The 24,437-nt window shown below is 76.2% G+C and carries 14 protein-coding genes; 3 read left to right on the forward strand and 11 right to left on the reverse strand.

What is annotated here, in order from left to right:
• Positions 1-5: 5 nt before the first annotated feature.
• From recD to K8Z61_RS14855, 4 genes are all read right to left on the reverse strand, one after another.
• Entirely contained in the window at positions 6-1,880 is a 1,875-nt protein-coding gene (recD, locus tag K8Z61_RS14840) for an exodeoxyribonuclease V subunit alpha (RefSeq protein ID WP_224130660.1), read from the reverse strand.
• Positions 1,877-5,356 carry a UvrD-helicase domain-containing protein gene (locus K8Z61_RS14845; RefSeq protein WP_224130661.1) on the reverse strand — a complete coding sequence of 1,160 codons (3,480 nt, stop codon included), beginning with the start codon at positions 5,354-5,356 and terminating at the stop codon, positions 1,877-1,879. The genes recD and K8Z61_RS14845 overlap by 4 nt, the downstream gene beginning before the upstream one ends.
• The gene (gene recC / locus K8Z61_RS14850) at positions 5,353-8,736 is read right to left on the reverse strand and encodes an exodeoxyribonuclease V subunit gamma (protein ID WP_224130662.1); all 3,384 of its coding nucleotides are present in this window, start codon (positions 8,734-8,736) and stop codon (positions 5,353-5,355) included. The genes K8Z61_RS14845 and recC overlap by 4 nt, the downstream gene beginning before the upstream one ends.
• A 109-nt stretch (positions 8,737-8,845) precedes the next feature.
• Complete coding sequence (locus K8Z61_RS14855; RefSeq protein WP_224130663.1) at positions 8,846-9,328, reverse strand: PGPGW domain-containing protein; 483 nt, start codon at positions 9,326-9,328, stop codon at positions 8,846-8,848.
• Positions 9,329-9,517: 189 nt separating this feature from the next.
• Between K8Z61_RS14855 and K8Z61_RS14860 the strand changes: the two genes are divergently transcribed.
• The gene (locus tag K8Z61_RS14860) at positions 9,518-10,372 is read left to right on the forward strand and encodes a hypothetical protein (protein ID WP_224130664.1); all 855 of its coding nucleotides are present in this window, start codon (positions 9,518-9,520) and stop codon (positions 10,370-10,372) included.
• 86 nt (positions 10,373-10,458) lie between these two features.
• Here the strand turns inward: K8Z61_RS14860 and K8Z61_RS14865 are convergent, their stop codons facing one another.
• The gene (locus K8Z61_RS14865; protein ID WP_224130665.1) at positions 10,459-11,460 is read right to left on the reverse strand and encodes a TerC family protein; all 1,002 of its coding nucleotides are present in this window, start codon (positions 11,458-11,460) and stop codon (positions 10,459-10,461) included.
• A gap of 255 nt (positions 11,461-11,715) precedes the next feature.
• Here K8Z61_RS14865 and ilvA point away from each other — a divergent pair, with 255 nt between their 5' ends.
• Positions 11,716-13,008 carry a threonine ammonia-lyase IlvA gene (gene ilvA / locus K8Z61_RS14870; protein ID WP_224130666.1) on the forward strand — a complete coding sequence of 431 codons (1,293 nt, stop codon included), beginning with the start codon at positions 11,716-11,718 and terminating at the stop codon, positions 13,006-13,008.
• A gap of 9 nt (positions 13,009-13,017) precedes the next feature.
• Here ilvA and K8Z61_RS14875 read toward each other — a convergent pair whose 3' ends face one another.
• Positions 13,018-13,164: a DUF1059 domain-containing protein gene (locus tag K8Z61_RS14875; protein WP_224130667.1), complete on the reverse strand. Its 147-nt coding sequence runs from the start codon at positions 13,162-13,164 to the stop codon at positions 13,018-13,020.
• 198 nt (positions 13,165-13,362) lie between these two features.
• Between K8Z61_RS14875 and K8Z61_RS14880 the strand changes: the two genes are divergently transcribed.
• The gene (locus tag K8Z61_RS14880) at positions 13,363-14,721 is read left to right on the forward strand and encodes a hypothetical protein (RefSeq protein ID WP_224130668.1); all 1,359 of its coding nucleotides are present in this window, start codon (positions 13,363-13,365) and stop codon (positions 14,719-14,721) included.
• 241 nt (positions 14,722-14,962) lie between these two features.
• Here K8Z61_RS14880 and ppsA read toward each other — a convergent pair whose 3' ends face one another.
• From ppsA to K8Z61_RS14905, 5 genes are all read right to left on the reverse strand, one after another.
• Complete coding sequence (gene ppsA, locus K8Z61_RS14885) at positions 14,963-17,398, reverse strand: phosphoenolpyruvate synthase (protein ID WP_224130669.1); 2,436 nt, start codon at positions 17,396-17,398, stop codon at positions 14,963-14,965.
• The gene (locus tag K8Z61_RS14890) at positions 17,395-18,294 is read right to left on the reverse strand and encodes a pyruvate, water dikinase regulatory protein (RefSeq protein ID WP_224130670.1); all 900 of its coding nucleotides are present in this window, start codon (positions 18,292-18,294) and stop codon (positions 17,395-17,397) included. Before K8Z61_RS14890 ends, ppsA begins: the two co-directional genes overlap by 4 nt.
• A gap of 77 nt (positions 18,295-18,371) precedes the next feature.
• Positions 18,372-21,809, reverse strand: coding sequence for a thiol reductant ABC exporter subunit CydD (gene cydD / locus K8Z61_RS14895; protein ID WP_224130671.1), 3,438 nt, complete (start codon positions 21,807-21,809; stop codon positions 18,372-18,374).
• Positions 21,806-22,846, reverse strand: coding sequence for a cytochrome d ubiquinol oxidase subunit II (gene cydB / locus K8Z61_RS14900; protein ID WP_224130672.1), 1,041 nt, complete (start codon positions 22,844-22,846; stop codon positions 21,806-21,808). The genes cydD and cydB overlap by 4 nt, the downstream gene beginning before the upstream one ends.
• Before the next feature lie 37 nt (positions 22,847-22,883).
• On the reverse strand, positions 22,884-24,392 hold the full coding sequence (locus K8Z61_RS14905; protein ID WP_224130673.1) for a cytochrome ubiquinol oxidase subunit I: 1,509 nt from the start codon (positions 24,390-24,392) through the stop codon (positions 22,884-22,886).
• Positions 24,393-24,437 lie beyond the last annotated feature (45 nt).

Below are 24,437 nucleotides of genomic sequence, written 5' to 3' on the forward strand. Positions count from 1 at the left end.
CCGGCTCAGGTGCCGAACCGGCGCGCGAGCCCGGACGCCCGCTGGGCGCGTCGCTCCAGCGCGGCGCGCACCGAGGCGGGATCGCCGACGATCGTGACGCGGCGGCGCGCCCGGGTGACGGCCGTGTAGAGCAGCTCGCGGGTGAGCAGCGGGGAGTCCGGGGGCGGCAGCAGCACCGTGACGGCGTCGGCCTGACTGCCCTGGCTCTTGTGCACGGTCATCGCGTGCATGGTGTCGACCTCGCCGAGCCGGCCGGTGGCCAGCCGCAGCGGATCGGGCTGCTCGGGCGAGCCGAGCACGGCGAGCGACCGGTCGCCGTCGCGCACGACGACGCCGGTGTCGCCGTTGAACAGCCCCAGCCCGTAGTCGTTGGCCGTGACCAGCAGCGGACGCCCGGGGTACCAGGCCGCGCCGCCGGCCCGCCCGACACCGCGACCGAGGTGCTCGGCCAGCCAGCGCTCGACCTGCAGGTTCCAGTGCGTGACGCCGTACGGGCCGTCGCGGTGCGCGCAGAGCAGACGGTGGCGCTCGAGGATCGCGAGCGCCGCGTCGGCGTCGCCGCGCTCCGCCGCCTCGACGAGCGCGCTCGCGTGGTCCACCAGCGCGGCGCGCAGCCGGGCCCGGTGGGCCGGGTCGTCGGGATCGAGCAGGACGAGCCGCTCCCACGCCGGATCGCCCGGATCGCCCGGGTCCTCGGACCCGCCGCTGGCGAGCAGGGCGAGCGCGGTGTCGGCGTCGCCCGTGCGGAGGGCCTCGGCGAGCCGGCCGATGGTCGGGCCGTAGCGGTGGCCGCGGCGCAGCGCCGTGACCGAGCCCGGCACCCGCTGCTCCAGTCCGACGACGACGTCGGCGAGCACGGCGCCGGCCTCGACCGAGGCCAGCTGGTCGGGGTCGCCGACGAGCACCAGCCGCGCGTCCGGCCGGACGGCCTCGACCAGCCGGGCCATCATCGTGAGCGAGACCATGGAGGTCTCGTCGACCACGACGACGTCGTGCGGCAGCCGGTTGGCGCGGTGGTGGCGGAAGCGGGTGCGCGACTCGGGCCGCCAGCCGAGCAGCCGGTGGAGCGTCGCGGCCTGGAGGCCGGCGAGCCTGGCCCGGTCGTCGTCGTCGAAGCCGGCGCCGCGCTGGGCGGCCACCACGGACTCCTGCAGGCGGGCCGCGGCCTTGCCGGTCGGGGCGGTCAGCGCGATGCGGAGCGCACGGCCCTCCCGGGCGGCCTGGGCGCCGAGCAGCGCGAGCAGGCCGGCGACCGCGGTGGTCTTGCCGGTGCCGGGCCCGCCGGTGAGCACGCTCGTCCACGAGCCGGCCGCCCGGAGCGCGGCCGCGCGCTGCTCCTCGAATCCGGCGGGGAACAGCCGCTCGGCGTGCGCCTGCAGCGCCACCGCGTCGACCTCCGGCGAGGCGGCGGCCCGGGCCAGCAGGTCGTCGCGGACCTGACCCTCCTCACGCCAGTACCGATCGAGGTAGAGGAGGTCGTGCTCGAGCCGCACCACGCCGGCCTCGGCCAGCGGGCTGGCGGCCACCTCGGCCAGCCAGGCGGCGGCGTCCGGCCACGGCGGCAGCTCCGCCCCACCGGAGACGGCGTCGCTCGCCGCGGGCTCGGCGTCCTCCGTCGCGAGCCCGGCGAGGTCGACGCACACCGAGCCGTGGCGGACCGCGCGCACGGCCAGCGCGACCGCCAGCGCCACCCGGGCGCCGGGATCGTCGGCTCCGTCCGGGTCGAGGCCGGTGAGGACGCACGCCCGCCGGGCGACGTGGACGTCGGCGCTGGTGAGCACCCCGGCGAGGTTGAACCGGGCGAGCAGCGACGTCGACGGCGGACCGGCGAGCGCGAGCCGCGGGTCGTGGGCGTCGCGCGCCTCGAAGCGCTCGATCACGGCGTCCCCTCCTCGAGCAGGTCGGAGAGCGCCACGATCAGGGCAGCCGGCGGCCGCCACGAGAAGACGCCCGGCGGATGGTCGCCGACCAGCGGGACGTCGGCGCCCGCCATGCCGCGCAGGTAGAGGTAGGCGACGCCGCCGAGGTGCGCCTCGGGTCGGTAGCCGGGCTGGCGCCAGCGCAGGTAGCGGTGGACGACGACGGCGTACAGGAGCGCCTGCAGCGGGTAGTGGGAGTGCAGCATCGCCTCGGCGAGCGCGTCGGGGCCGTAGTGCGCGAGGCTCGGCTCGGTCTCGGGCGGGGTCAGGCGGTTGGTCTTGTAGTCGACCACGACGTAGCGGTGGCCGTGCGTGGCGTCGGGCACGCGGAGCACGACGTCGATCGATCCCGAGAGGTAGCCGCGCAGGGGCTGCTCGCCCAGCGGCGGCGTCTCCAGCCGCTCGGCGTACGGCCGCAGGGGGTCGTCGGCGGGCAGGTGGGCGCGCAGCACCGGCGCGAGGTCGCGCAGCCGGATCTCCGGCCGTCGGCGCGCCGGACGATCGCCCCCGGCGAGCGGGATCTCGAAGTCGAGCTCGCGCAGCCGGTCGGAGAGCGGCACGTCGGCCAGCGTCAGGCCGGGCACGAGCGGGCCGAGCGGCGTGCGATGCACCGCCTCGAGACCGAGCGCCAGCGCCTCGGCGTCGACCTCCACCGGCCACCAGCGCGCCTGGTCGAGGACCTGCCGACGCAGCTCGGCGACGAGGTCGCCGTCGGTCTCGGGCGCGGCGGGGTCGGCGTGCTCGAGCACCGCGTGCACCAGCGACCCGAACGCGGCTCCCGCCGGCGCCGCGGCGAGGGGCACCGGGTGCGCGTCGGCGCCCGCTCCGTCGGCGGCGGTCGGCCCGTCCTGCGCCGCCGCACCCGGCTCCGCGGTCTGCGCCTCGGCGGCCTGCGCCTCCGCGGTCGGCGTCTCCTCGTCGTCCCGCAGGGTGACGTCGGGCTCGGACGCCGCGGCGGGCGCGCCGCCCGTCTGCTCCTCGACCCGGATGAGCGCCGAGTACGACGTGCGGGTCCAGGTCGCGTCGACCTCGCGGGCGAGACGCCGCGCGGTGAGCGGCTCCGCGCGGCCTGTCGCGCCCGTCGTGGCGAGCGACCCGAGGGACCCGGACTCAGCCGGTGCGGTGGGAGCCTCGACGACCTCCGCGCTCAGCGCGCCGAGCCGCTCGAGCTGGGCGAGCACGTCGGCGGCATGGTCGTCGGCGCGCACCGGGACCTTCTCGGGCACTGCGGCGACGCCGGGTCGGCGTCCCATCATCAGGCGGTGCAGCGGCGCGATGCCGGTGTTGGTGGTCGGCGCCCACCACACGACCAGCTGGGACTGGGCCCGGGTGAGCGCGACGTAGAGGGTGCGGAGGTCCTCCGCGGCCTCCTCCGCCAGGTGGAGCGCCTCGTGCTCGGACCAGCCGGGTCCGGCCCCACGCACGTCGAGGGTGCGGCGGTCGGAGGCGTGGAAGCGAGCGACGTCGACCGGGTGCCGGTACAGCTGGTGGGCGAAGGGCAGGTGCACGACGGGGTACTCGAGGCCCTTGCTGGCGTGCACGGTGACGATCTGGACGGCCGCCGCGTCGGAGTCGAGCCGCCGGGGCCGGTCGGTGCCCTCGAGCCGCAGCCGCTCGTCGCGCAGCCACTGCAGCAGCCCGGGCAGCCCGAGGCGCTCGCGCACGGCGACGTCGTGGAGCAGCTGGCCGAGGTGCCGCAGATCGGTGAGCAGCCGCTCGCCGCCGGGTCGCGTCAGCAGGGCGGCGGTGAGCCCCGCGGCCTCGAGGGCCTCGACGAGGGCCGCCACCCCGCGCCAGCGCAGCACTTCGGCCCAGCCGCGGAGGCGGTCGCCGACCTCGTCGACCAGCGAGCCGCCCCCGGGCGCGCGGTCGAGCGCGACCTCCGCGGGCGGGTGTCGCAGGAAGGGGCCCAGCGCGGCCGCGCGCACCCGCGCGAGCCGATGGGGCTGCTCCAGGGCCTGCAGGAGGGTCCACCAGGCGTCCGCGGACTCCGTGGCGAGCAGGTGGCCGCCGCCCGCGACCACCGCCGGCACCCCGCGCTCCTGGAGCGCCGCCTGGACGAGCAGCCCGTGCGAGCGGACGTGGACGATGACCGCGACGTCGCCTGCGGCCAGCGGCCGTCCATCCCAGGTGGCGCCGGAGCCGAGCAGCCGGACGATGTCGTCGGCGCAGTCGGCGGCGACGACCTCGCGGGCCGCGCCCGCGAGCACGAGACCGCCCTTCGACATCGGCCGACCGGCCCGCGGCAGCCGGCGCAGCCGCAGCGGCGCGGCGACGGGCGCGCCCGCGAGCCGGGAGCCGCGATGGTGCGGCGCCACGGGATGCACGACGATGCGCTCGTCGCCCAGCGCGGCCCCGTCGAGCAGCACGCCGAGGGCGCGGGCGAGCGGCTCGTCGGCGCGGTAGCCGGTGGCGAGGGTGGACCGGACGTCGGCGGTCGCGGCGGCGCGCAGGTACGCGTGCACGTCACCGCCACGGAAGCCGTAGATGGCCTGCTTGGGGTCGCCGATCAGCACGACGGTCGCGTGACCGACGAACGCGCGCTCGAGGACGTCCCACTGGGTGGGGTCGGTGTCCTGGAACTCGTCGACCAGCACGACCCGCCACCGCTCGCGCAGCCGGGCGCGGGCGTCGGCGTGGGGGTCCTCCAGCGCCTGGGCCACCCGGGCGAGGAGGTCGTCGTAGGCGAGCAGCCCCTGACGTCGCTTGCGTCGCTCGACCTCGGCCCGCACCTCCTGCGCGAAGGCGACCCGCACGGCGCCCGGCGCGACCGCGTCGTCCTGCTCGGCGGCACCCGCCGCGGCGAGGTCGGCCAGGCCGTCGCGGACGACCGCCCGCGCGAGCCGGCGCGCCGCGCCGAGGTCGAAGGGCGGCGGCTCGGGCCGGGAGCCGAAGAAGCGGAGGTAGACGTCGTCGACCACCTCGAGCACGAGGTCGTCGAGGGTGTCGACCAGGGTGGCGTCGGGCTCGGTGTCGCCGGCGACGCCGAGCGAGCGGAGCACGAGCTGGCAGAACTGGTGGGTGGTCGCGATCGTGGCGGCGTCGAAGCCGGCCAGCGCGGCCCGCAGCCGATCGAGCCGGGCGACCCGCTCGGCGCGGTCGGCGTCGAGCAGCCAGGCCTCGACGACGTCCAGCGAGCCGGGCGGCGCGACCGCCTGCTCGTCGGGGTCGTCGAGGGCGTCGAGGGCGTCGGCGAGCAGCCGCTCGGAGGCCACCAGTCGCCCGCGCACCCGGGCCCGCAGCTCCTGGCTGGCGGCCCGGCCGAAGGTGACGACGAGCAGCTGGTCGACCTCGACCTCGCCGCAGGCCAGGTAGCGGGTGACGAGCCCGGCGATCGTGTAGGTCTTGCCGGTGCCGGCACTGGCCTCGAGCAGGGTCGTGCGACCGGGCTCGGGCAGCGGACCCCCGAGGTCGAAGACCGACGGCTCCACGCTCACCACCGGCCCTGCTCGGCGTCGAGGAGGGGCGTCCAGAGCCGGTGGGCGAGCGCGCCGAAGCGGGTGCGCTCGTCGTCGACCTCCTCGCCCGGACGCGGCGGCTCCAGCCCGGGCAGGACGCCGTCGGGCCACAGGCGCCGCCACGCGGCCTGGGACCGCTCGCCGGGGAAGCGGCCGTCGTCCCAGCTCCACTGGCGCGCCCGGTCGAGGGCCTCGCCGGCGGCCACGCGCGTGCGCCGCCGGGTGACGTAGTCGAAGGAGGTCTTCAGCGGCAGCGGCAGGGGCTCCGCCAGCCCGGCGTCGCGCAGCGCGACCAGCGCGCGGAGGTGGCCGAGGGCGGTGTGGTCGACCGGACCGAGCAGCGAGCGGCCGACGGGGTCGGGGCTGCGACCGTTCTGGTGCCGGCCGAGGGTGTGGGCGGTCCAGACGTGGTCGTCGTGCCCCGCGGTGAGCGCCAGCAGCCGGATCCACGAGCGCAGGCGGTCCTTGGCGCCGAGTCGCGAGTAGGAGACGGCCACGAGCCGGTCGCCGAAGACCTCCGGCACCGTGCCCCGCAGGCGCCGCCCCTCGCCGAGGTCGAGGTCGACGTCGACCGCGGAGCCCGGGCGGGTGCGCAGCTCGCGCGCGGCCTCGGCGATCGGCCCGGCCTCGCGGACGATCGTCTGGAGCCGGCGCCAGCCGAGCTGGCGCGGCGGCAGCACGCCGCGTCGCCACTCCTGCTCGCGCACCTGCGCGACGGGTACCCCGGCCAGGAGGTCGTGCAGCACCCGGTCGCCGACCGACCAGGCGGCGAGGGCGTCGATCTCGACCGGCAGGGCGTCGTCGAGCGGCGGGTCGTCGTCGTCGAGCCCGACCTGGAGCCGCTGACGCAGCAGCCCGGCCGCCGGATCGGCCCAGAAGCGCAGGAGGTCGTCGAGGGCGACGTCCGCCCGGGGCGCCGGCGGGAGGGGGTCGCGCAGCGCGGGCACGGCGACGCGGGGCTCGCGCGCGGCGCGGGCGCCGGCCAGCGCCGCGACGTCGAAGGAGAAGGCCTCGGAGCCCTGGAGCGCGCCGGCCACGTGGTTGCGCGGGTCGAAGGCCTGGAGCGGGTGGCGGACGGTGACGGCCGCGGAGACCGAGCGGCCGCGCTCCCCCGGGCTGGCCGTGCGGTCGAGCGCGTCGAGGAGCTCGCCCAGCGGCACCGCGGGCGGCCGGGGCTGGCCGGAGACCTCGTCGGCGCCGGTGAAGGCCACCACCAGCGTCTCGCCCGCGGCGAGGACGGCGTCGAGCAGGAGCTGGCGGTCCTCGCTGCGCGGATCGCGCTCGCCGGTGAGCGGCTCGCGGGCGAGCACGTCGTCGCCGTCGGGGATGCCGACGCGCGGGAACGCGCCGTCGTCGAGGCCGAGCAGGCACACCACCCGATGCGGCACCGAGCGCATCGGCACCATGGTGCAGACGGTGAGCGTGCCGGTGCGGAAGCTGGCGCGGGTGGGCCGGGCGCCGAGCCGGTCGGCGAGCAGCGCGCGCACGTCGCTGAGCCGCAGCGCGACGTCGAGCCGCCCGGCCGCGCCCTCGCGCACGCGGGCCAGCTCGCGCTGCAGCTGGCCCTGCTGCCAGGCGTCGTCGCGGGTGGTGGTGGCCAGGGACGCGACGGATTCCTCGAGCGCCGTCAGCCAGTCGGCCAGCGGCTGCGGGCCCGCCAGGCGCGCGAGCGCCGCGCGCAGCCGCGCGAGCAGCTCGGCCAGGCGGCCCGCGAGCTCGATCTGCCCGGACCCGACGTCGTCGAGCGGCAGGACCTTGTCGAGCCAGAGCCCGGAGTCGTCGGAGAGCGCGACGCCGGTGAGCAGCCGGTCGAGGCCGAGCTCCCACGTGTTGGCGACGACGTCGCCGAGACCCACCTCGGCCCGCTGCGCGACGTCGAGCCCCCACCGCACCCCGGCCACCCGCACCCACTCGACGAGCTGGTGCAGGTCGTCGTCGGAGAGCCCGAACCGCTCGCGCACCGGCTCGAGCGCGGCGAGGTCGAGCACCGCGGAGGCCGTGACGCGGCCGTCGGCGAGGGCCAGCAGGCCCGCGACGACGTCGAGCAGCGGGTTGGTGGCCGTGAGGGCGCGGTCGGCCAGCCGCACCCGCAGCCGGTGGCCGGGGTGGGCGGCGTCGCCCTGCCCGAGGAGGCCGAGGTCGGCCAGGCCGAACGAGGCCGCGACCAGCGGGGCGTACGCCTCGACGTCGGGGCACATGACGAGCACGTCGCGCGGCTCGAGCGTGGGGTCGTCGGCGAGCAGGCCGAGCAGCACCTCGCGCAGCACCTCGACCTGGCGGGCCGGGCCGTGGCAGGCGTGCACCTGCACCGAGCGGTCGTCGGGACGCAGGACGCGCTCCGCGCGGAGCGCGGGCGGAGCGGGCTCGTCGGCCTCGAGGTCGGCCTGCAGCCAGCCGAGCAGCGTGCCGGGCCGAGGTGGCGTCGGGTCCGCGGCGACGGGCTCGTCGAGCAGGCCGTCGGCGACGGCGAGGGTGCGCTGGAGCTCGCGGACGTCACGGCCGAGCGTGGCCAGGAGCGGGTGCCGCACCAGCCGGTGCGACCCCTCGCCGCGGCGTCGCACCGGCCCCTCGGCGACGTGCGGCGCGAGCCGGCGCCACAGCGCCGGGGACGGGTGCGGGAGCCACAGGTGCACCGCGCGGTGCGCCCCGAGCGCGGCGAGCAGCTCGACGTCGGTGCGGCTGAGCCGGGTGTGGCCGAAGAGCGAGAGCCGGGAGGGCAGCGTGACGCCGGCGGTGCCGGCGCGCAGGGCGGCGACCGCCGCGTGCCGCTCGTGCAGCGGCGGGGCGTCGACCCGGCTCAGCACGGCGCGCCACAGCGGCGGCTGCCAGGCGAGGTCGTCGGGCAGGTCGTCGGGATCGTCGGGCTGCCCCGCGAGGACGGCTCCGCTCCACCGGGCGAGCAGGTCGGGACGCTGCGCGGCGTACGCGGCCAGGAGCCGGGCCAGGCGCTGCGCGAGCGCCACGCGGCGTCCCGACCGCAGCTCGGCGTCCTCGCCGGTCCGCCCCGCGCCGAGATGACGCGCCAGCGGCGCCGCCCACGTCTCGCCCAGCGAGGCGTCCAGCGCCTCGAGGACGGCCCAGGTGAGCCGCTCGGGCGCGAACGGGTCGCGCTCGCGGGTGCCGGTGATCTCGGCGAACAGCGACCACGGGGCGCGCAGGTCGATGCCGGCGCACACGCCGTCGCCCGCCCGCGCGCCGAGCCGGTGCGAGAGCCGCTGGCTGAGCCAGCGCTCGACCCCCGCCGCCGGCACCACCACCAGCTCGCGGGCGAACGGGTCGTCCAGCGGCTGCGCCAGCAGCTCGCCGAGGGCGTCGGCGAGCTGGTCGGTGCGGGTGGCGCGATGGAGGTGCAGCGGCACGCGGGCTACTCAAGCAGAGCGCGCCGACAGCCCGCCCGCGAGACCCGTCCGTCATCCCCAGGTCCGCGGCGGACCCGGCGCCGGCACGCCGCGATCGGCGCGATCGGGGTCAGCCGGCGCGGTACGCCTCGTCGGCCCGCGCGGTCTCCCGGGCGAGCTCGGCCACCGCCTCGGGACGCCCGTGGAAGCGCCGGTAGCTGTAGACGATCAGCCCGAGCGCGATCAGCGCCGAGGCGATCTGCGTGGTGCCGGTGGCCACGCCCCCCGGCAGCCACCACCGCTCGTGCACCGGCCACCACGACGGGACGTCGGGCTGGCTGATCCACAGCACGCCGGCCGGGATCAGCGCCAGGGCGAACACGGTGGAGGCGACGATGCGCGGCCACGTCTCGACGCTCTCGGCGGCGCCCTTGAGCGCGCGGTACTTGACGGGGTCGAGGCGCCGCTCGGCCCACTCGTACTGCTGGGAGAGCACTGCGAGCGCCGCGAAGATCATCAGCAGGCCCGGGCCGGGGAGCACCAGGGCCGCGACGCCGGCCACGAGCAGGCCCCAGCCGACGATCTCGAGGGCGACGCGACGCGCGGCGTTCATGGCCCGAGGATACCGGGGCGGACCAGCCCCGCCGAGGCCCCTCATCGGCCGTCCCGGGGACGACCTGAGGCCTGGTCCAGACGCCTCCGGCGACCTCGTCGCAACCCGTCCGCGGGCGCCGTCGGCGGCCCTAGCCTCGCCCGAGGACTGCCGTGGGCGGAGGGGCTCGCGGCCCGAGGAGGGAGACCCATGAAGCGTTCGCTCACGCGCGCCTTCGCCACGCTGTGCGTCACCGTCGGAGTGACGGTCGCCGGTGGTGGCCTGGCCGCGACCCAGGCGCAGGCGGCCCACGCCGTCGCGCCCCACACCACCGTCGTCGCGCCCCGGGTGACCGTGGCCGCGTCCGACTGCAGCGCCGAGAAGTCGGCCGACGCCAAGGCGGCCAAGGCCCGCAAGGCGGCCTGGACGAAGGTCAAGCGCGACCGCGCGGCGGTCAAGAAGGCGCAGCGGTCCTACGACCGGGCCCAGACGACGAAGGGCAAGGCCAAGGCCAAGAAGCGGGTCACGGCCGCGAAGAAGCAGCTGAAGCGCGACCAGAGGGCCCACCAGAAGGCCGTCGCCCGCAACAAGGCCACGCAGCGGAAGCTGAAGGAGTGCCAGCAGGGGCCGGCCAACCCGCTCCAGGCGTCCTGCGACGCCGGCCTGCCGCAGCAGGTCTGCGACGCCTACGGCACCCTGCCGTCGTTCCAGGCGCCGCAGCCTGGCACCAGCCCGATCCAGACGCTGTGCACCATCGGGCTGCCGCAGGCGATCTGCGACGCCGCGGCCGCGCTGCCGAACCCGGCGGACGGCGTCAGCGCCCTCCAGCCGCTGTGCGACGCGGGCCTGCCGCAGGCGATCTGCGACCTCGCCTCCGGCAAGACCCCGAGCGCGCCGAGCCTGCCGGGCGTCCCCGGCATCTCGGGCCTGCCCGTGCCGTCCATCCCGGGCTTCCCGGCGTTCCCGGGTCTGCCGGCGCTGCCGGGCATCGACGGCGCGCCCGTCGTGGGCGACGTGCTGAGCGCCCTGTGCAGCCTCGTCCAGCTGCCGATCTGCCCGAACTGACGGGCTGACGGGCTGACGGGCTGACGCACCCCGGACGCGCGACGCCCCCGACCCGTGCGGGTCGGGGGCGTCGTCGTCCAGCGGGGTCAGCCGACCGGCTGGTGCTCCCGCTCCTCGGCCCGGCGCGAGGCGATGAGGCTGGTGGTGGTCGTGACGAGCAGGACGCCCACGATCACGCCGAGGGAGGCGAGCGTCGGGATCTCCGGGACGCTGCTCCACACCTTGTGGGCCCAGTGCAGCACCAGCTTGACGCCGATGAACCCGAGGATCGCGGCGAGGCCGTACGACAGGTGCACGAGCTTCGCCAGGGCGCCCTCGAGCACGAAGTACAGGGCGCGCAGGCCGAGCAGGGCGAAGGCGTTGGTGGCGAAGACCAGGTAGGGGTCGCCGGTGATGCCGTAGACGGCCGGCACCGAGTCGATCGCGAAGACCAGGTCGGTGGCGAAGACCGCGATCACCACGAGCGCCAGCGGCGTGAGCGCCCGCCGCGCGCGACCGTCTCCCCCGTCAGCCGTGACGCGGGTGAGCATCTTCGGGCCCTCGTAGTCGTCGGTGACCGGCATCAGGCGACGGGTGAGCCGGACGATGCGCATGTCGTCGACGTGCACCTCGTGCTCGTCGCCGCGGATCGCGTCGCGCAGCAGCTTCAGGCCGGTGACGAGCAGCACCAGGCCGAAGACGAGGAAGACCCAGTCGAACCGGTCCAGGGCCGCCGCGCCCAGGGCGATGAAGATGCCGCGCAGGATCAGCGCGCCGACGATGCCGTAGAGCAGGACGCGCTGCTGCAGCGCCGCCGGCACGGCGAAGGCCGCGAGCAGCAGCATGAAGACGAAGAGGTTGTCGACGCTGAGCGTCTTCTCCACCAGGTAGCCGGTGTAGTACTCGACGCCGCGCTCGCTGCCGTGCTGGCTCCAGACGTAGCCGCCGAACGCGAGCGGGAGCGCGATGTAGAAGGCCGACCAGCCGAGCGCCTCGCGCATCGAGACCTCGTGCGGCTTGCGGGTGGCGATGAAGTCGACGACGAGAAGCGCGACGACGGCGCCGATCGTGACCGCCCACAGGGTGGGGGTGCCGATGGAGTCGAGCATGGGGGTCCTCTCGAGCGGGTCACGGCGCGCGGGCACCGTGACGAACTCGAGGTCTCTCCCACCCGGCCGCCGGACTCCGGCGATCGGGCACCCGTCCGGGACGCCGATGGCGACGTCGTACTGACCGGAGCGGGTCGAGGTGGGGATACTCCCCTCGCAGTCCGAATCTTAGGCGACCCTTCCCGCCCGACGCCACTCGTGATCCGCGCTCACCCCTGCAGTGGGCCGCGGCGTCCGGCCGGGGAGACTGGACCCGTGACCGCCCGCCCCCTGCCGCCTCCCGGACCCGACGACGTCCGGGCGGCTGCGGCCGTGCTGCGCGACGTCGTGGAGCCGACGCCGCTGCAGCGCAGCGAGCGGCTCTCCCGGCTGCTGGGGCTGGAGGTGCACCTCAAGCGCGAGGACCTCCAGGCCGTGCGCAGCTACAAGATCCGCGGCGCGTACACGCTGATCGCCGGGCTGGACGCCGCGCAGCGGGCGGCCGGGGTCACCTGCGCGAGCGCCGGCAACCACGCGCAGGGCGTCGCCCTGGCCTGCGCCCGCGCCGGCGTGCGCGCCCGGGTGCACCTGCCGCGCACGACCCCGCGGCAGAAGCGGGAGCGGGTCGCCGCGCTCGGCGGCGGCTGGGTCGAGGTCGTCGTCGGCGGCGACACCTACGACGAGGCGGCCCGGGCCAGCCGCGCCTTCGCCGAGGCCACCGGCGCCACCGAGGTGCCGGCCTTCGACGACCCGCGCACGATCGCCGGCCAGGGCACCGTCACCGCCGAGGTGCTGGCCCAGCTGCCGAGCCCGCCGGACGCGCTCGTGCTGCCGGTGGGCGGCGGCGGGCTGATCGCCGGCGCCCTGGCGCTGCTCGGGAGAACCGGGAGCGCGGGGAGTGCCAGCGGCGTGCGGGTGATCGGCGCCGAGCCGGCCGGGGCGGCGAGCATGGCCGCCGCGATCGCGGCGGGCGGGCCGGTCGACCTGCCCACCCTCGACGGCTTCGTCGACGGCGCGGCCGTGCGGCGCGCCGGCCGGCACACGCACGCGCTCGTCGACGCGCACCGGCCGCCGCTGCTGGCGGTGCCCGAGGGCCTGGTCTGCGTCGAGATGCTCGACCTCTACCAGTCCGACGGCATCATCGCCGAGCCCGCCGGGGCGCTGGCCACCGCGGCGCTGCGGATGCCCGGGGCGCTGGAGGCGCTCGGCCTCGCGTCCGGCGCGACGGTGGTGGCGGTGCTCTCGGGCGGCAACAACGACGTGAGCCGCTACGCCGAGGTGGTCGAGCGCGCGCTGGTGCACGAGGGGCTCAAGCACTACTTCCTGGTGGAGTTCCCGCAGGAGCCGGGCGCACTGCGCCGCTTCCTCGACGAGGTGCTCGGGCCCGACGACGACATCACGCTCTTCGAGTACGTCAAGCGCAGCAACCGGGAGACCGGGCCGGCGCTGGTCGGCGTCGAGCTGGCCGACGCCGCGGACCTCGACGGGCTGCTGGCGCGGATGGCCGACTCGCCGCTGCGGGTCGAGCCGGTGCCCCCGGAGTCGCCGCTGTTCCGCTTCGTGCAGTAGCGGACGGCCTCAGGTGGCCAGGAGCAGGATCAGCTCGCGGTCGTAGGAGCGTCCCGGGTGCTCGGCGGCCAGGTGCTCCTGGGCGCGGGCCACGAGGTCGTCCTCGTCCTCGCCGACCAGGCGGACGCCGCAGGGGCAGGCGAGGCGGGTGCGCACGCGCGAAGGATCCGTCATGGGGACGCGTCGCGCAAGGGGTGCCGCGGACGGTCTGGACCATCGCGTGGTCGACCGGCGAGATGCCGCAGGTCGTCGCAAATCCGGCCGATCAGTCGGTGGACGGCCCCCGCCGCCGGGTCGCCGCGCCATGCCGGCCGACGACCGTCACCAGCCCCCCGACCCGCACAGGAGTTGACCGTGCTCCCAACCACCGCCCCCCGCTCCCGCCGTCTGCCCCGCCTGCTCGGCGGCCTCACCGTCCTGGCCGTGACCGCCGGTGGTCTCGCGTTCGGCACCCCCGCCGCCGAGGCCGCCCCGGCCCGTCACACGCTCGCCGCCCACGCCGTGGCCGGTCACTCCGCGCACCGCGTCGCCGCCGACGCCTCCTGCCGCAAGGCCACCGTGACCGTCGGCAAGGCGCGGGCCACGGTCAAGCGCACCCCGGGCCGCTCGGCCCGCGCGGTCAAGGCCCGCGGCGCGCTGGCGAAGGCGCTGGTGGCCCAGGGCACGATCTGCCTGCGCACCGTCTCGGCGAAGGACCTCGCGACCATGCTGCCGCCGGACGTCGCCGCCCAGGTGACCGATCTGATCGCGGAGCTGAAGGACCGGCTCTCCACCGTCACCGAGTCGATCCCCGGCTCGAACGCCGCCCAGCTCGACAAGATCATCAGCCGCCTCGACGCGCTCGACGCCGACGGGGTCGTGGCGTTCCTCGCCGACCTGGCCGACCAGCTCGACGCCGCCGGCGACGACCCGACCGCGGTGGCCACCGTCCTGCAGACCGTCTTCGACGGCATGGGCGACAACCCGGGCGGCGACCCGGGCGACGAGGCCAGCGACGGCTCGGACGACTCCACCGACCCCGGCGACGACGTGAGCGACGACGGCTCGGACGACGCCTCCGACGACGGCACCGACGACTCCACCGACCCGGGCGACGTCGGCATCGGCGACGGCACCGACCTGTCCAACAGCACCGAGCTCGACTCCCTGGCCACCCTGCTGCAGCAGCTGACCGACTACCTCACCACCACCGACCTCACCGACGCGTGGACCCAGGTGCGCGACGAGGTGAAGGGCCTGCTCGGCCTGCTCAAGGACACGACGAAGCAGTTCGTCGAGGCCAACCCCGACCTGCAGACCCTCGTCGACCTCTTCGACCAGGTCGGCTTCGACGACCTCGCCGACGACAGCGACCTGCCCACCCTCGCCGACGGCTTCGCGGCGATCCTCGGCGGCCTCTTCGACCACGTCGGCCGCGACGACGACGCGATCGAGCACGGCATCCGTGGCCTCATGGGCGACCCGGGCGGCGCGCTGCTGACCGGCCTGTTCGGCAACCCGTCCGACCCGACCGCCGGCACCGGCTTCGTCACCGGCAACGGCAACCCGCTCTCGGACTTCCTCGACGGCCTCTTCGGCTCCGCCGGCGGGTTCGCGGACCTGTTCGGCGGCTTCCTCGGCGACCTGTTCGACGGCCTCGGCGACGGGGTCTCCGGCGGCTTCTCCGGCGGTGCCAGCGGCATCGGCGGCCTGATCGGCGGCCACCGGGGCTGAGCCCCGGGGTCGACCCGCAGACCGAACGGCCCGCCCGGGCGCGCAGGACCGGGCGGGCCGTTCGACGTCGTGGGGGGCCGCCGCGCAGGTTTCCCCGGATATCCGGGGAAACCGGACGTTGTCAGGGGAAGTTTCCCCCGACAACGTCCAGCTTTCCCTGACAACCTCGGCGGCAGGACGCCGTCGAGCGCGGTCCGCCGTCGGCGCCCGGGGACGCAGCGACCGGACCGGCAGAGCGACGTCAGCCGGCCGACTGCCCCGCGAGCCGCAGCCAGGTGGAGACCACGGTGTCGGGGTTGAGCGACATCGACTCGATGCCCTGCTCCAGCAGCCACTCCGCGAGGTCGGGGTGGTCGGACGGGCCCTGGCCGCAGATGCCGACGTACTTGCCCTGCTTGCGGCAGGCGGCGATGGCCAGCTCGAGCATGTGCTTGACGGCGGGGTCGCGCTCGTCGAAGCCGGCGGCGACGAGGCCGGAGTCGCGGTCGAGGCCGAGCGTCAGCTGGGTCATGTCGTTGGAGCCGATCGAGAAGCCGTCGAAGTGCTCGAGGAACCGCTCGGCGATCACCGCGTTCGAGGGCAGCTCGCACATCATCACGACCTGCAGGTCGTTCTCGCCGCGGCGCAGGCCGTGCTCGCCGAGCAGCCGGACGACGCCCTCGGCCTCCGCCAGGGTGCGCACGAACGGGATCATGATCTTGACGTTCGTCAGGCCCATCTCGTCGCGGACGTACCGCAGCGCCTCGCACTCCATCGCGAAGCACTCGGCGAAGTCGGCCGAGAGGTACCGGGAGGCGCCCCGGTAGCCGATCATCGGGTTCTCCTCGTGCGGCTCGTAGGCCGGGCCGCCGACGAGGTTGGCGTACTCGTTGGACTTGAAGTCGCTCATCCGCACGATCACCGGCTCGGGCGCGAAGGCCGCGGCGATCGTCGCGACGCCCTCGGCGACCCGCTGGACGAAGAACTCGCGCGGGCCGGGGTAGGCGGCGATCGTCTCCTCGATCTCGGCGCGCAGCCCGGGCTCGAGGGAGGCGGGGTCGGCGGCGAGGTCGAGCAGCGCCTTGGGGTGGATGCCGATCTGCCGGTTGATGATGAACTCCAGCCGGGCCAGGCCCACACCGGCGTGCGGCAGGCGCGAGAAGGCGAAGGCCTGCTCGGGGGTGCCGACGTTCATCATGATCTTCACCGGCACGTCGGGCATGGAGTCGAGCTCGGTGCGCTCGACGTCGAAGGCCAGGACGCCCTCGTAGACCAGGCCGGTGTCGCCCTCGGCGCACGAGACGGTGACCTCGCGGCCGTCGGCGAGGTCGGACGTCGCGGAGCCGGTGCCGACGACGGCCGGGATGCCGAGCTCGCGCGCGATGATCGCGGCGTGGCAGGTGCGTCCGCCGCGGTTCGTGACGATGGCCGACGCGCGCTTCATGATCGGCTCCCAGTCGGGGTCGGTCATGTCGGCGACGAGCACCTCGCCGGGCACGAACGTGTGCATGTCCTCGATCGAGGTGAGCACGCGCACGGCGCCGGCGCCGATCTTCTGGCCGATCGCGCGGCCCTCCACCAGCACGGACGCCGAGGCGGAGGCCGCCGTGTCCATGCGGTAGCGCTCGAGGGCGCCGGAGCGCCGCGACTGCACCGTCTCCGGGCGGGCCTGCAGGATGTAGAGCCGTCCGTCGAGGCCGTCGCGGCCCCACTCGATGTCCATCGGGCGGCCGTAGTGCTGCTCGATGACCAGCGCGTGCCGCGCGAGCTCGGTGACCTCGTCGTCGGTGAGGCTGAGCAGGCGGCTCTCGGCGGCGTCGACCGGCACGAACTCGGTGGTGCGGCCCACCGTGGCGTCCTGGGTGTAGACCATCTTGGTGGCCTTGGCGCCCACGCCGCGCTTGAGGATGGCCGGACGCCCCTCGCGCAGCGCCGGCTTGTAGACGTAGAACTCGTCGGGGTTCACCGCGCCCTGGACGACGCCCTCGCCGAGGCCGTAGGCGGAGGTGATGAAGACGGCGTCGGTGAAGCCCGACTCGGTGTCCATCGTGAACATGACGCCGGAGGCGCCGATGTCGGAGCGCACCATCCGCTGCACGCCGGCCGAGAGCGCCACCGCGCTGTGCTCGAAGCCGTGGTGCACCCGGTAGGCGATCGCGCGGTCGTTGTAGAGCGAGGCGAAGACCTCGCGGATGGCGAGCAGCACGGCGTCGACGCCGCGCACGTTGAGGAAGGTCTCCTGCTGGCCGGCGAAGGACGCGTCGGGCAGGTCCTCGGCGGTCGCGGAGGAGCGGACGGCGAACGACGGCTCCTCGCCGGAGGCCTCGCGGGCCTCGGCGGCCAGCTGCTCGTAGGCGGCGCGGACGTCGGCCTCGAGGTCCTCGGGGAACGGCTGGGCGACGACGGCCTCGCGGATCTCGCGGCCGACCTCGGCCAGGCGGCGGACGTCGTCGGTGTCGAGGTCGCGCAGCAGCCCGTCGATGCGCTCGGCCAGGCCGCCCGACCCGTCGACATCAGTGCCGATGAAGCGGTGGAACGCCGACGCGGTGGTGGCGAAGCCGTTCGGCACCCGCACCCCGAGATCCGCGAGCTGGGAGACCATCTCGCCCAGCGAGGAGTTCTTGCCGCCGACCTCCTCGAGGTCGGCCATGCCGAGCTCGGAGAACCAGCGGACGTTCGCGGAGGTGTTCGTGCTCATCGGTGCTCTTCCTGGTGGCGGGGGCGACGGACCATCGGGGCGGACCCGGCGTGGGTGAGGGTCTGCAGGATGACGGCGGAGATCTCCTCGACCGAGCGGGCGGAGGAGTCGATCGACGGGATGCGGTGGGCGTGGAACAGGTCCGAGGCCCGGCGCAGCTCCCAGCGGCACTGCTCGGGGCTGGCGTAGCGGGATCCGGGCCGGCGCTCGTGGCGCACCCGGCTGAGGCGGTCGACGGTGGTGGTGATGCCGAAGCAGCGGTCCCGGTAGGGACGCACCGGCTCGGGCAGCTCGGAGCTCTCCAGATCCTCGTCGACGAGGGGGTAGTTCGCGACGTACAGGCCATGCTGGAGGGCCAGGTACATCGACGTGGGCGTCTTCCCGCAGCGCGACGGTGCGAGAAGGATCACGTCGGCCTTGTCGAGGGCCCGCAGCGACTGGCCGTCGTCGTGCTCGATGGTGAACTCCACCGCCGCCATCCGGGCGTTGTAGCGCTTGATGTCGCCCACGCCGTGCAGCCGCAGGGCCTGCCGACGGCCGCGCCGGCCGAGCAGCTGCTCGACGCGCGCCATGTGCAGGTCGAAGAAGTCGATGATCGGCGCGCGCGTGCGACCCAGCTCCTGGCGCACGTCGTCCTCGGCCGCGGTGCAGAACACCAGCGGGGCGACGGGGCCGGCGTCGAGGGCGGCGTCGATGGTCTCCACGACGGCCCGCGCGGCCTCGACCGAGGAGATGAACGGGATCGTGGTGCGCTCGAAGCGCAGCTCGGGGAACTGCAGCAGCAGCGCGTTGCCCATCGTCTCCGCGGAGATGCCGGTGCTGTCGGACAGGAAGAACACCGGGACGACGGGCTCCTGGCCGTCCTCGCCGGGCTCCTGCAGCCGGTCCTCGCTCACGCGTCCCTCCCCCCGCCCGCCGCTCCCTGACCGGGGACGGGCAGGCGAACCGTAACCACCTCGCGGCGGCGCGCGCACTAGCGACCGACGCGCGGGACCGGCTGCCCCACCCCGGCGGGCCCCCACCGGACGACCCGATCGACGAGCTCGAGCCCGATCGGCGTGTGGGTGATCCACAGGACCGTCCGGCCGCCGGCGACGCCCCGACCGAGCACCTCGCCGGCCAGCCGCAGCGCGGTCGGGTGGTCGAGGTGCGCGGCCGGCTCGTCGAGGACCAGCACCGCCGCGTCGGCCAGGAGGGCCCGCGCGACCCCGAGGCGTGCCCGCTCGCCGCCCGACACCGCCGCGTGACCGGCGCCGACGAGGGTGTCGGCGCCCTGCGGGAGCGCGTCGAGCCACTCCCCCAGGCAGGCGGCCCGGAGGGCCGCGACGACCTCGGCCCGTGACGCGGTCGGCCGCGCGAGCCGGACGTTCTCCAGCACGCTGGTCGCGAAGACGTGCGGCTCGTCGTCGACCAGCCCGACGCGCGCCCGGACGTCGTCGAGGGGCAGCGTGCGCAGGTCGACGTCGTCGAGCCGGACGCTCCCGGCGACGGGGTCGAGGAACCGCAGCGCGAGCGCCGCGACGGTGCTCTTGCCGCAGCCCGACGGGCCCAGCAGCGCGACCCGCTCGCCGGGCGAGACGACGAGGTCGACCGGGCCGACCAGCGGCGCGCCCGGCGTCCAGCGCGTCGTCGCGCCCTGCAGCGCCAGCCCCGGCCGGACGCCGGGGTGCAGGCGCGCCGAGGCCACGGTGTCGCGGACCGCCGGCGCGGTGCGCTCCCAGGCGTCCAGTCGCGCCGCCGCGGCCTCCACGCGCACGGCCAGCGCGCCGGCGTCGGCCAGCGGCAGCAGGAGGTCGAGCAGGGCGAGCGGCAGCAGGACGAGCAGCGCGAGCACGGGCCCGCCGAGGCTGCCGGTGCTGACGGCGGGCTCGGCGACGACGGCCGTCGCGGCGATGGTCGCGCCGGCCGTGGCGAGCAGCCACAGGCGGGCCGCGGCCGGCCCCCGGGCCGCGCGCCGTCCGGCGTCGGCGACCTCGGCGGCGCGGCCGGCGATCGCCCCGACGGCCCGACCGGTGGCCTGCCAGGCGCGCAGCTCGGCGGCGGTGCCGAGCGCCTCGACGACCACCCCGGAGAGCCGGGCACGGGCGGCCACGAGGTCGGGCTCCGCCCGGCGCACCGAGCGGCGGGCCAGCAGCCACGCACCGCAGCCGCCGGCGAGGGCGCCGCAGCCGACGACCACGCCGGCGGCGGGCAGGAGGAGCAGCGCGACCAGCGTGGTGCCGAGCCCGACGACGACGGCCTCCCGGACGGGCATGCGGACGCGCAGCTCGCGGTCGACCACGCCGTCGACGTCGTCGACGATGCCGGCCAGCACCTCGCCGCGGGTCCCCCCGGCGCCGAGCCGCGCCGGCACCAGCGGCACCAGGGCGGCGTAGGCCTCGACCCGTCGCCGGGCCAGCAGGCGCAGCGCGGCGTCGTGGCTGCGCAGCCGGGCCAGGTAGCGCAGCGCGGGTCGTCCGAGGCCGAAGGCCCGGACGGCGACGATCGCGACGAGCAGGGTCAGCACCGGCGGACGGGACGCCGCCTGCACGATCAGCCAGCCGGCCGTCGCGGTGAGCGCGACCCCGCAGCCGGACGCCAGCGCGCCGATCAGGGCGTCGACCCGCAGGCGGCGCAGGAGCCGGCGCTCGGACTCCGGTTCGTCGTCCGCGGCGGTCCCCGGAGACGCGGGGTCGGCCGCGGGCTCCACGTCCCGGACGGGGGGTCGGACGGCCGTCGCCGCCGGCCCCGGGTCCGCGGGCGGCGCGAGGGCGATGCGGTGGTCGGCGAGGGCGACGAGCGCGTCCTGGTGGGCGACGGCGAGCACCGCGACGTCGCGGGCGAGCTCGACGACGGTGTCGAGGACCAGCCGCTCGGTGATCTCGTCGAGGTGCGCGGTGGGCTCGTCGAGCAGCACCCAGCGTCGTCCGCCCACCTCGACGCCGAGGACCAGCCGAGCGAGCGCGAGTCGGGCGCGTTCGCCGGCGGACAGGCCGCGGCCGTCCTCCGCGACGGACGCCGCCAGGCCGCCCAGGTCGCGCACCCGCTCGGCGAGGGCGACCCGCTCCAGCGCGTCCCAGAGCCGTCGGTCGCTCGCGTCGGGCGCGGCCAGGCGCAGGTTGGCGGCCACGGTGTCGGCCAGCAGCACCGGCCGCTGCGGCAGGACCGCGACCTGCCGCCGCCACGCCTCCCCCGCCGGCTCCAGCGGGCGGCCGCCGAGCAGCACCGTCCCGCCGACCTCCGCGCCCGCGCCCGGCTCGCCGGCGAGCGCGCCGAGGAGGGTCGACTTGCCGCAGCCGGACGGGCCGGTGAGCACCGTCAGGCCCCGGGACGGCACCACCGCCGAGGTCGGCGGGAGCGCCGGGACGCGACGGCCGGGGAAGGCGACCGTGAGGTCGTCGAGCACCAGCGCCGCGGGGGACGCGTCCACCGGCGCCTCACCCCGGCCCGGGATCGCCCCGACGGCCCCGGTGGTCCCCGCGGCCCCCGCGAGGAGGGCCTCGGCAGCCTCGAAGGTGGCCACCCCCTCCGCGGCGGCGTGGAACTCCGCGCCGACCCGACGCAGCGGCCAGTACGCCTCGGGCGCGAGCAGCAGCACCAGCAGCGCGGTGTGCAGGTCGAGCCCCCCGTCGGCCAGCCGGACGCCGACGGTCACCGCGACGAGCGCCACCGACAGGGTCGCCACCAGCTCGAGCACCGCCGAGGACGCGAAAGCCACCCGCAGGGTCGCCAGCGAGGCCCGGCGGTAGGCGTCGGTCAGCGCGGCGATCCGGCGGGTCTGAGCCGCCGCACGGCGGTGCGCGACCAGCGTCGGCAGGCCGCGGACGACGTCGAGGAAGTGTCCGGACAGGCGCCCCAGCGAGCGCCACTGGCGGGCCGCGCGGTCGCGGGTGGCCAGGCCCACGAGGGCGCCGAAGACCGGGACGAGGGGCAGGGTGGCCAGCACGATCAGGGCGGTCGTGAGGTCCTCGAGCGCGATCGCGACGACCGTCAGCGGCGGCAGGACGACGCCGAGCACCAGCGCCGGCAGGTAGCGGGTGAGGTACGGCTCGGCGGCCGCGACCCCGCGGGTCAGCAGCACCGAGTCCCGGGCGGCGTCGGGGGCCGGGCGAGCCAGCACGACCCGGGCGAGCCGCTCGCGCAGGGCGACGCCGACGCGTCCGGCCGCGCGGGCCGCCGCCTCGTCGCCGACCCGTCCGACCACGCCGCGCAGCAGCAGGACGACGGCGACCGCCGCCGCCCATCCGCCCGCGCCCAGCCCGGCGGTCGTGCGGCCGAGGGGCGTGGGCAGCACCGCGAGCACCAGCCCGGTGACGCTCCACGCCTGGGCGACCACCAGGCCGGCGGAGAGCACGCCGGCCAGCCCGACGACCGCGAGGGGTCGCCGGGCCGGCGCGAGGTGCGGCAGCAGCCGCGGGTCGAGCGGCCTCACGCGCGGCCCGCCTCGACGGGCCGGCGGGGCTGGGCGCGGCGGCCGACCGACGCGGCCGGGCCGGCGACGCGCTGCCGGAACACCCAGTACGTCCAGGCCTGGTAGGCGAGGACGAGCGGGGTGAAGACCGCCGCCACGACGGTCATGACGCCGAGGGTGTAGGGCGTCGCGGCGGCGTTGGTGACCGTCAGGGACGCCCCGCCGGCGAGGCTGGTGGGCAGCACGTCGGGGAACAGCGCGAGGAACAGGCCGGCCACCGCCACCCCGATCGCGGCGAACGTGCCCGCGAACGCGCGTCCCTCGGCGCCCGCGGCGGTGGCGAGCAGCCCGCCGACGAGCAGGACCGCGGCCGCGGCGAAGGCGAGGCCGGACGCGAGGGTGCCGGTGCGCTCCTGGGTCCAGGCCAGGAAGGTCACCGCCGCCAGCGCCGCGGGCAGTCCGCAGCGCAGCGCCAGCTCGCGCGCCTCGCGGCGCACGCCGCCCTCGGTGCGCAGCGCGAGGAACGTCGCGCCGTGGGTGAGGAAGAGCAGCAGGGTGGTGAGGCCGCCGAGCAGGGCGTAGGGGCTGAGCAGGTCGAGGAGGCCGCCGACGTACTCGTGCCGCGCGTCCAGCGGCACCCCGCGCAGGATGTTCGCGAACGCGACGCCCCACAGCACGCTCGGCAGCGCGGAGCCGACGACGAGCGCGACGTCCCAGCGGCGGCGCCACACGGCGTCCTCCCGCTTGCCGCGGTACTCCAGCGCGAGCCCGCGGACGATCAGGCCGACCAGCACCAGCAGCAGCGGCAGGTAGAGGCCGCTGAACAGCGAGGCGTACCACTCCGGGAAGGCCGCGAAGGTGGCGCCGCCGGCGACGAGCAGCCACACCTCGTTGCCGTCCCAGACGGGGCCGATCGTGGCGAGGATCTGCTGCCGCTCGGCCTCGCCGCGGCCGAGCACGGGCAGGAGCAGGCCGACGCCGAAGTCGAACCCCTCCAGGCACAGGTAGCCGATCCACAGCACGGTGATCAGGCCGAACCAGACGGTGGTGAGCTCCATGACGGTTCCTCTCTCGAACGGGGGCGGGGCGGGGCGACTAGAAGGCCAGGGCGAGATCGGCGCCGGCGTCCTCGGCGTCGGCCTCGCGGTCGGCGGCGCCGTCGGCCCCGCCGGGGGTGCGCGCCGGCGGCTCGCCGGGGTCGAGGGGGTCGAGGCCGCGCCGGACGTGGTCGAGCAGCAGCCGCAGCTCGACCACCGCCAGCACGCCGTAGAGGAGCGTGAAGGTGACCAGCGAGACCAGCACCTCGACCGTCGACACCGACGGCGAGACGGCCTGCGCGGTGGTCATCAGCCCGAAGACCGCCCAGGGCTGGCGGCCCATCTCGGTGAACACCCAGCCCGCGGTGTTGGCCAGCAGCGGCAGCAGCGGCAGGGCGACGGCGGCGGGGAGCACCCAGCGTCCGGTGGGCGTGCGGCCGCGGCGGGTGGCCCAGAGCACGACCGCGCCGATCAGCGAGGCGAGCGCGCCGAGCCCGATCATCAGCCGGAAGGTCCAGTAGGTCACCGGGATGACCGGCGTGTAGTCGCCGGGCGAGTAGTACCGGGCGCCGGGGTCCTGGCCGTAGGCGGCCCGGTAGCGCTCCTGCAGCTGGTGGATGCCCTGCACCTGACCGCTCGGCGAGCCGGTGGCCAGGAAGGACAGCAGCCGCGGCACGCGCACCGAGAAGACCTCGCGGCTGCCGTCGGGCGTGCCGAGGGTGAACGCCGAGAAGGGGGCGGAGGACTGCGTGTCGTAGAGCGCCTCGGCGGCCGCCATCTTCATCGGCTGCACCTCGGTCATCACCTTGCCCTGCAGGTCGCCGCTGACCGAGACCCCCAGGCCCGCCACGAGCATCACCCACGCGGCCGTCCGGACCGCGCCGCGGTAGGCGCGGTGGTCGGCGACGGCGTCGGGACGGCCGGCCGCAGCGGCGGCGCGTGTGCGGGCCAGGTGCCACAGCCCGATGCCGAGCACGAACCCGGCGGAGGTGAGCCAGGCCGAGAGCAGGACGTGCGGGAAGGTCACCAGCTGCACCTTGTTCAGCAGCACCGCCGCGAAGTCGGTCATCTCGGCCCGGCCGGTGACCGGGTCGTAGTGGTAGCCGACGGGGTGCTGCATGAACGAGTTCGCGGCCAGGATGAAGTAGGCGGAGAACAGCGTCCCGACGTGCACCAGCCAGATGCACGCCGTGTGCACGGCGTCCGGCAGGCGGCCGCGGCCGAACATCCACAGGCCGAGGAAGGTCGACTCCAGGAAGAACGCGAGCAGCCCCTCGACGGCCAGCGGCGCGCCGAAGACGTCGCCGACGAAGCGGGCGTAGTCGCTCCAGGCCATGCCGAACTGGAACTCCTGGACGATGCCGGTGACCACGCCGATGGCGACGTTGATGACGAACAGGCGTCCCAGGAACGTCGAGACGCGCAGCCAGCGCTCGTCGCGGGTGCGCAGCCACGCCGTCTGGTAGGCCGCGACGAGGCCCGAGAGGCCGATCGTGAGCGGCACGAAGAGGAAGTGGTAGACGGTCGTGATGGCGAACTGCCAGCGCGCGAGGTCGAGGGGGTCCACGGTGGTCTCCTGGAGCTGCGGAGCGGGTCGCGATGGCCCGGGTCG

It is taken from the genome of Nocardioides sp. TRM66260-LWL, from assembly GCF_020075545.1.
GTDB lineage: Bacteria > Actinomycetota > Actinomycetes > Propionibacteriales > Nocardioidaceae > Nocardioides.

What these genes read in the sequence shown, in the direction of transcription:
- K8Z61_RS14855 (WP_224130663.1), bottom strand. Translation starts at nt 9,328, where the DNA reads ATGAACGCCGCGCGTCGCGTCGCCCTCGAGATCGTCGGCTGGGGCCTG.
- K8Z61_RS14860 (WP_224130664.1), top strand. Translation starts at nt 9,518, where the DNA reads ATGAAGCGTTCGCTCACGCGCGCCTTCGCCACGCTGTGCGTCACCGTC.
- K8Z61_RS14865 (WP_224130665.1), bottom strand. Translation starts at nt 11,460, where the DNA reads ATGCTCGACTCCATCGGCACCCCCACCCTGTGGGCGGTCACGATCGGC.
- ppsA (WP_224130669.1), bottom strand. Translation starts at nt 17,398, where the DNA reads ATGAGCACGAACACCTCCGCGAACGTCCGCTGGTTCTCCGAGCTCGGC.
- cydB (WP_224130672.1), bottom strand. Translation starts at nt 22,846, where the DNA reads ATGGAGCTCACCACCGTCTGGTTCGGCCTGATCACCGTGCTGTGGATC.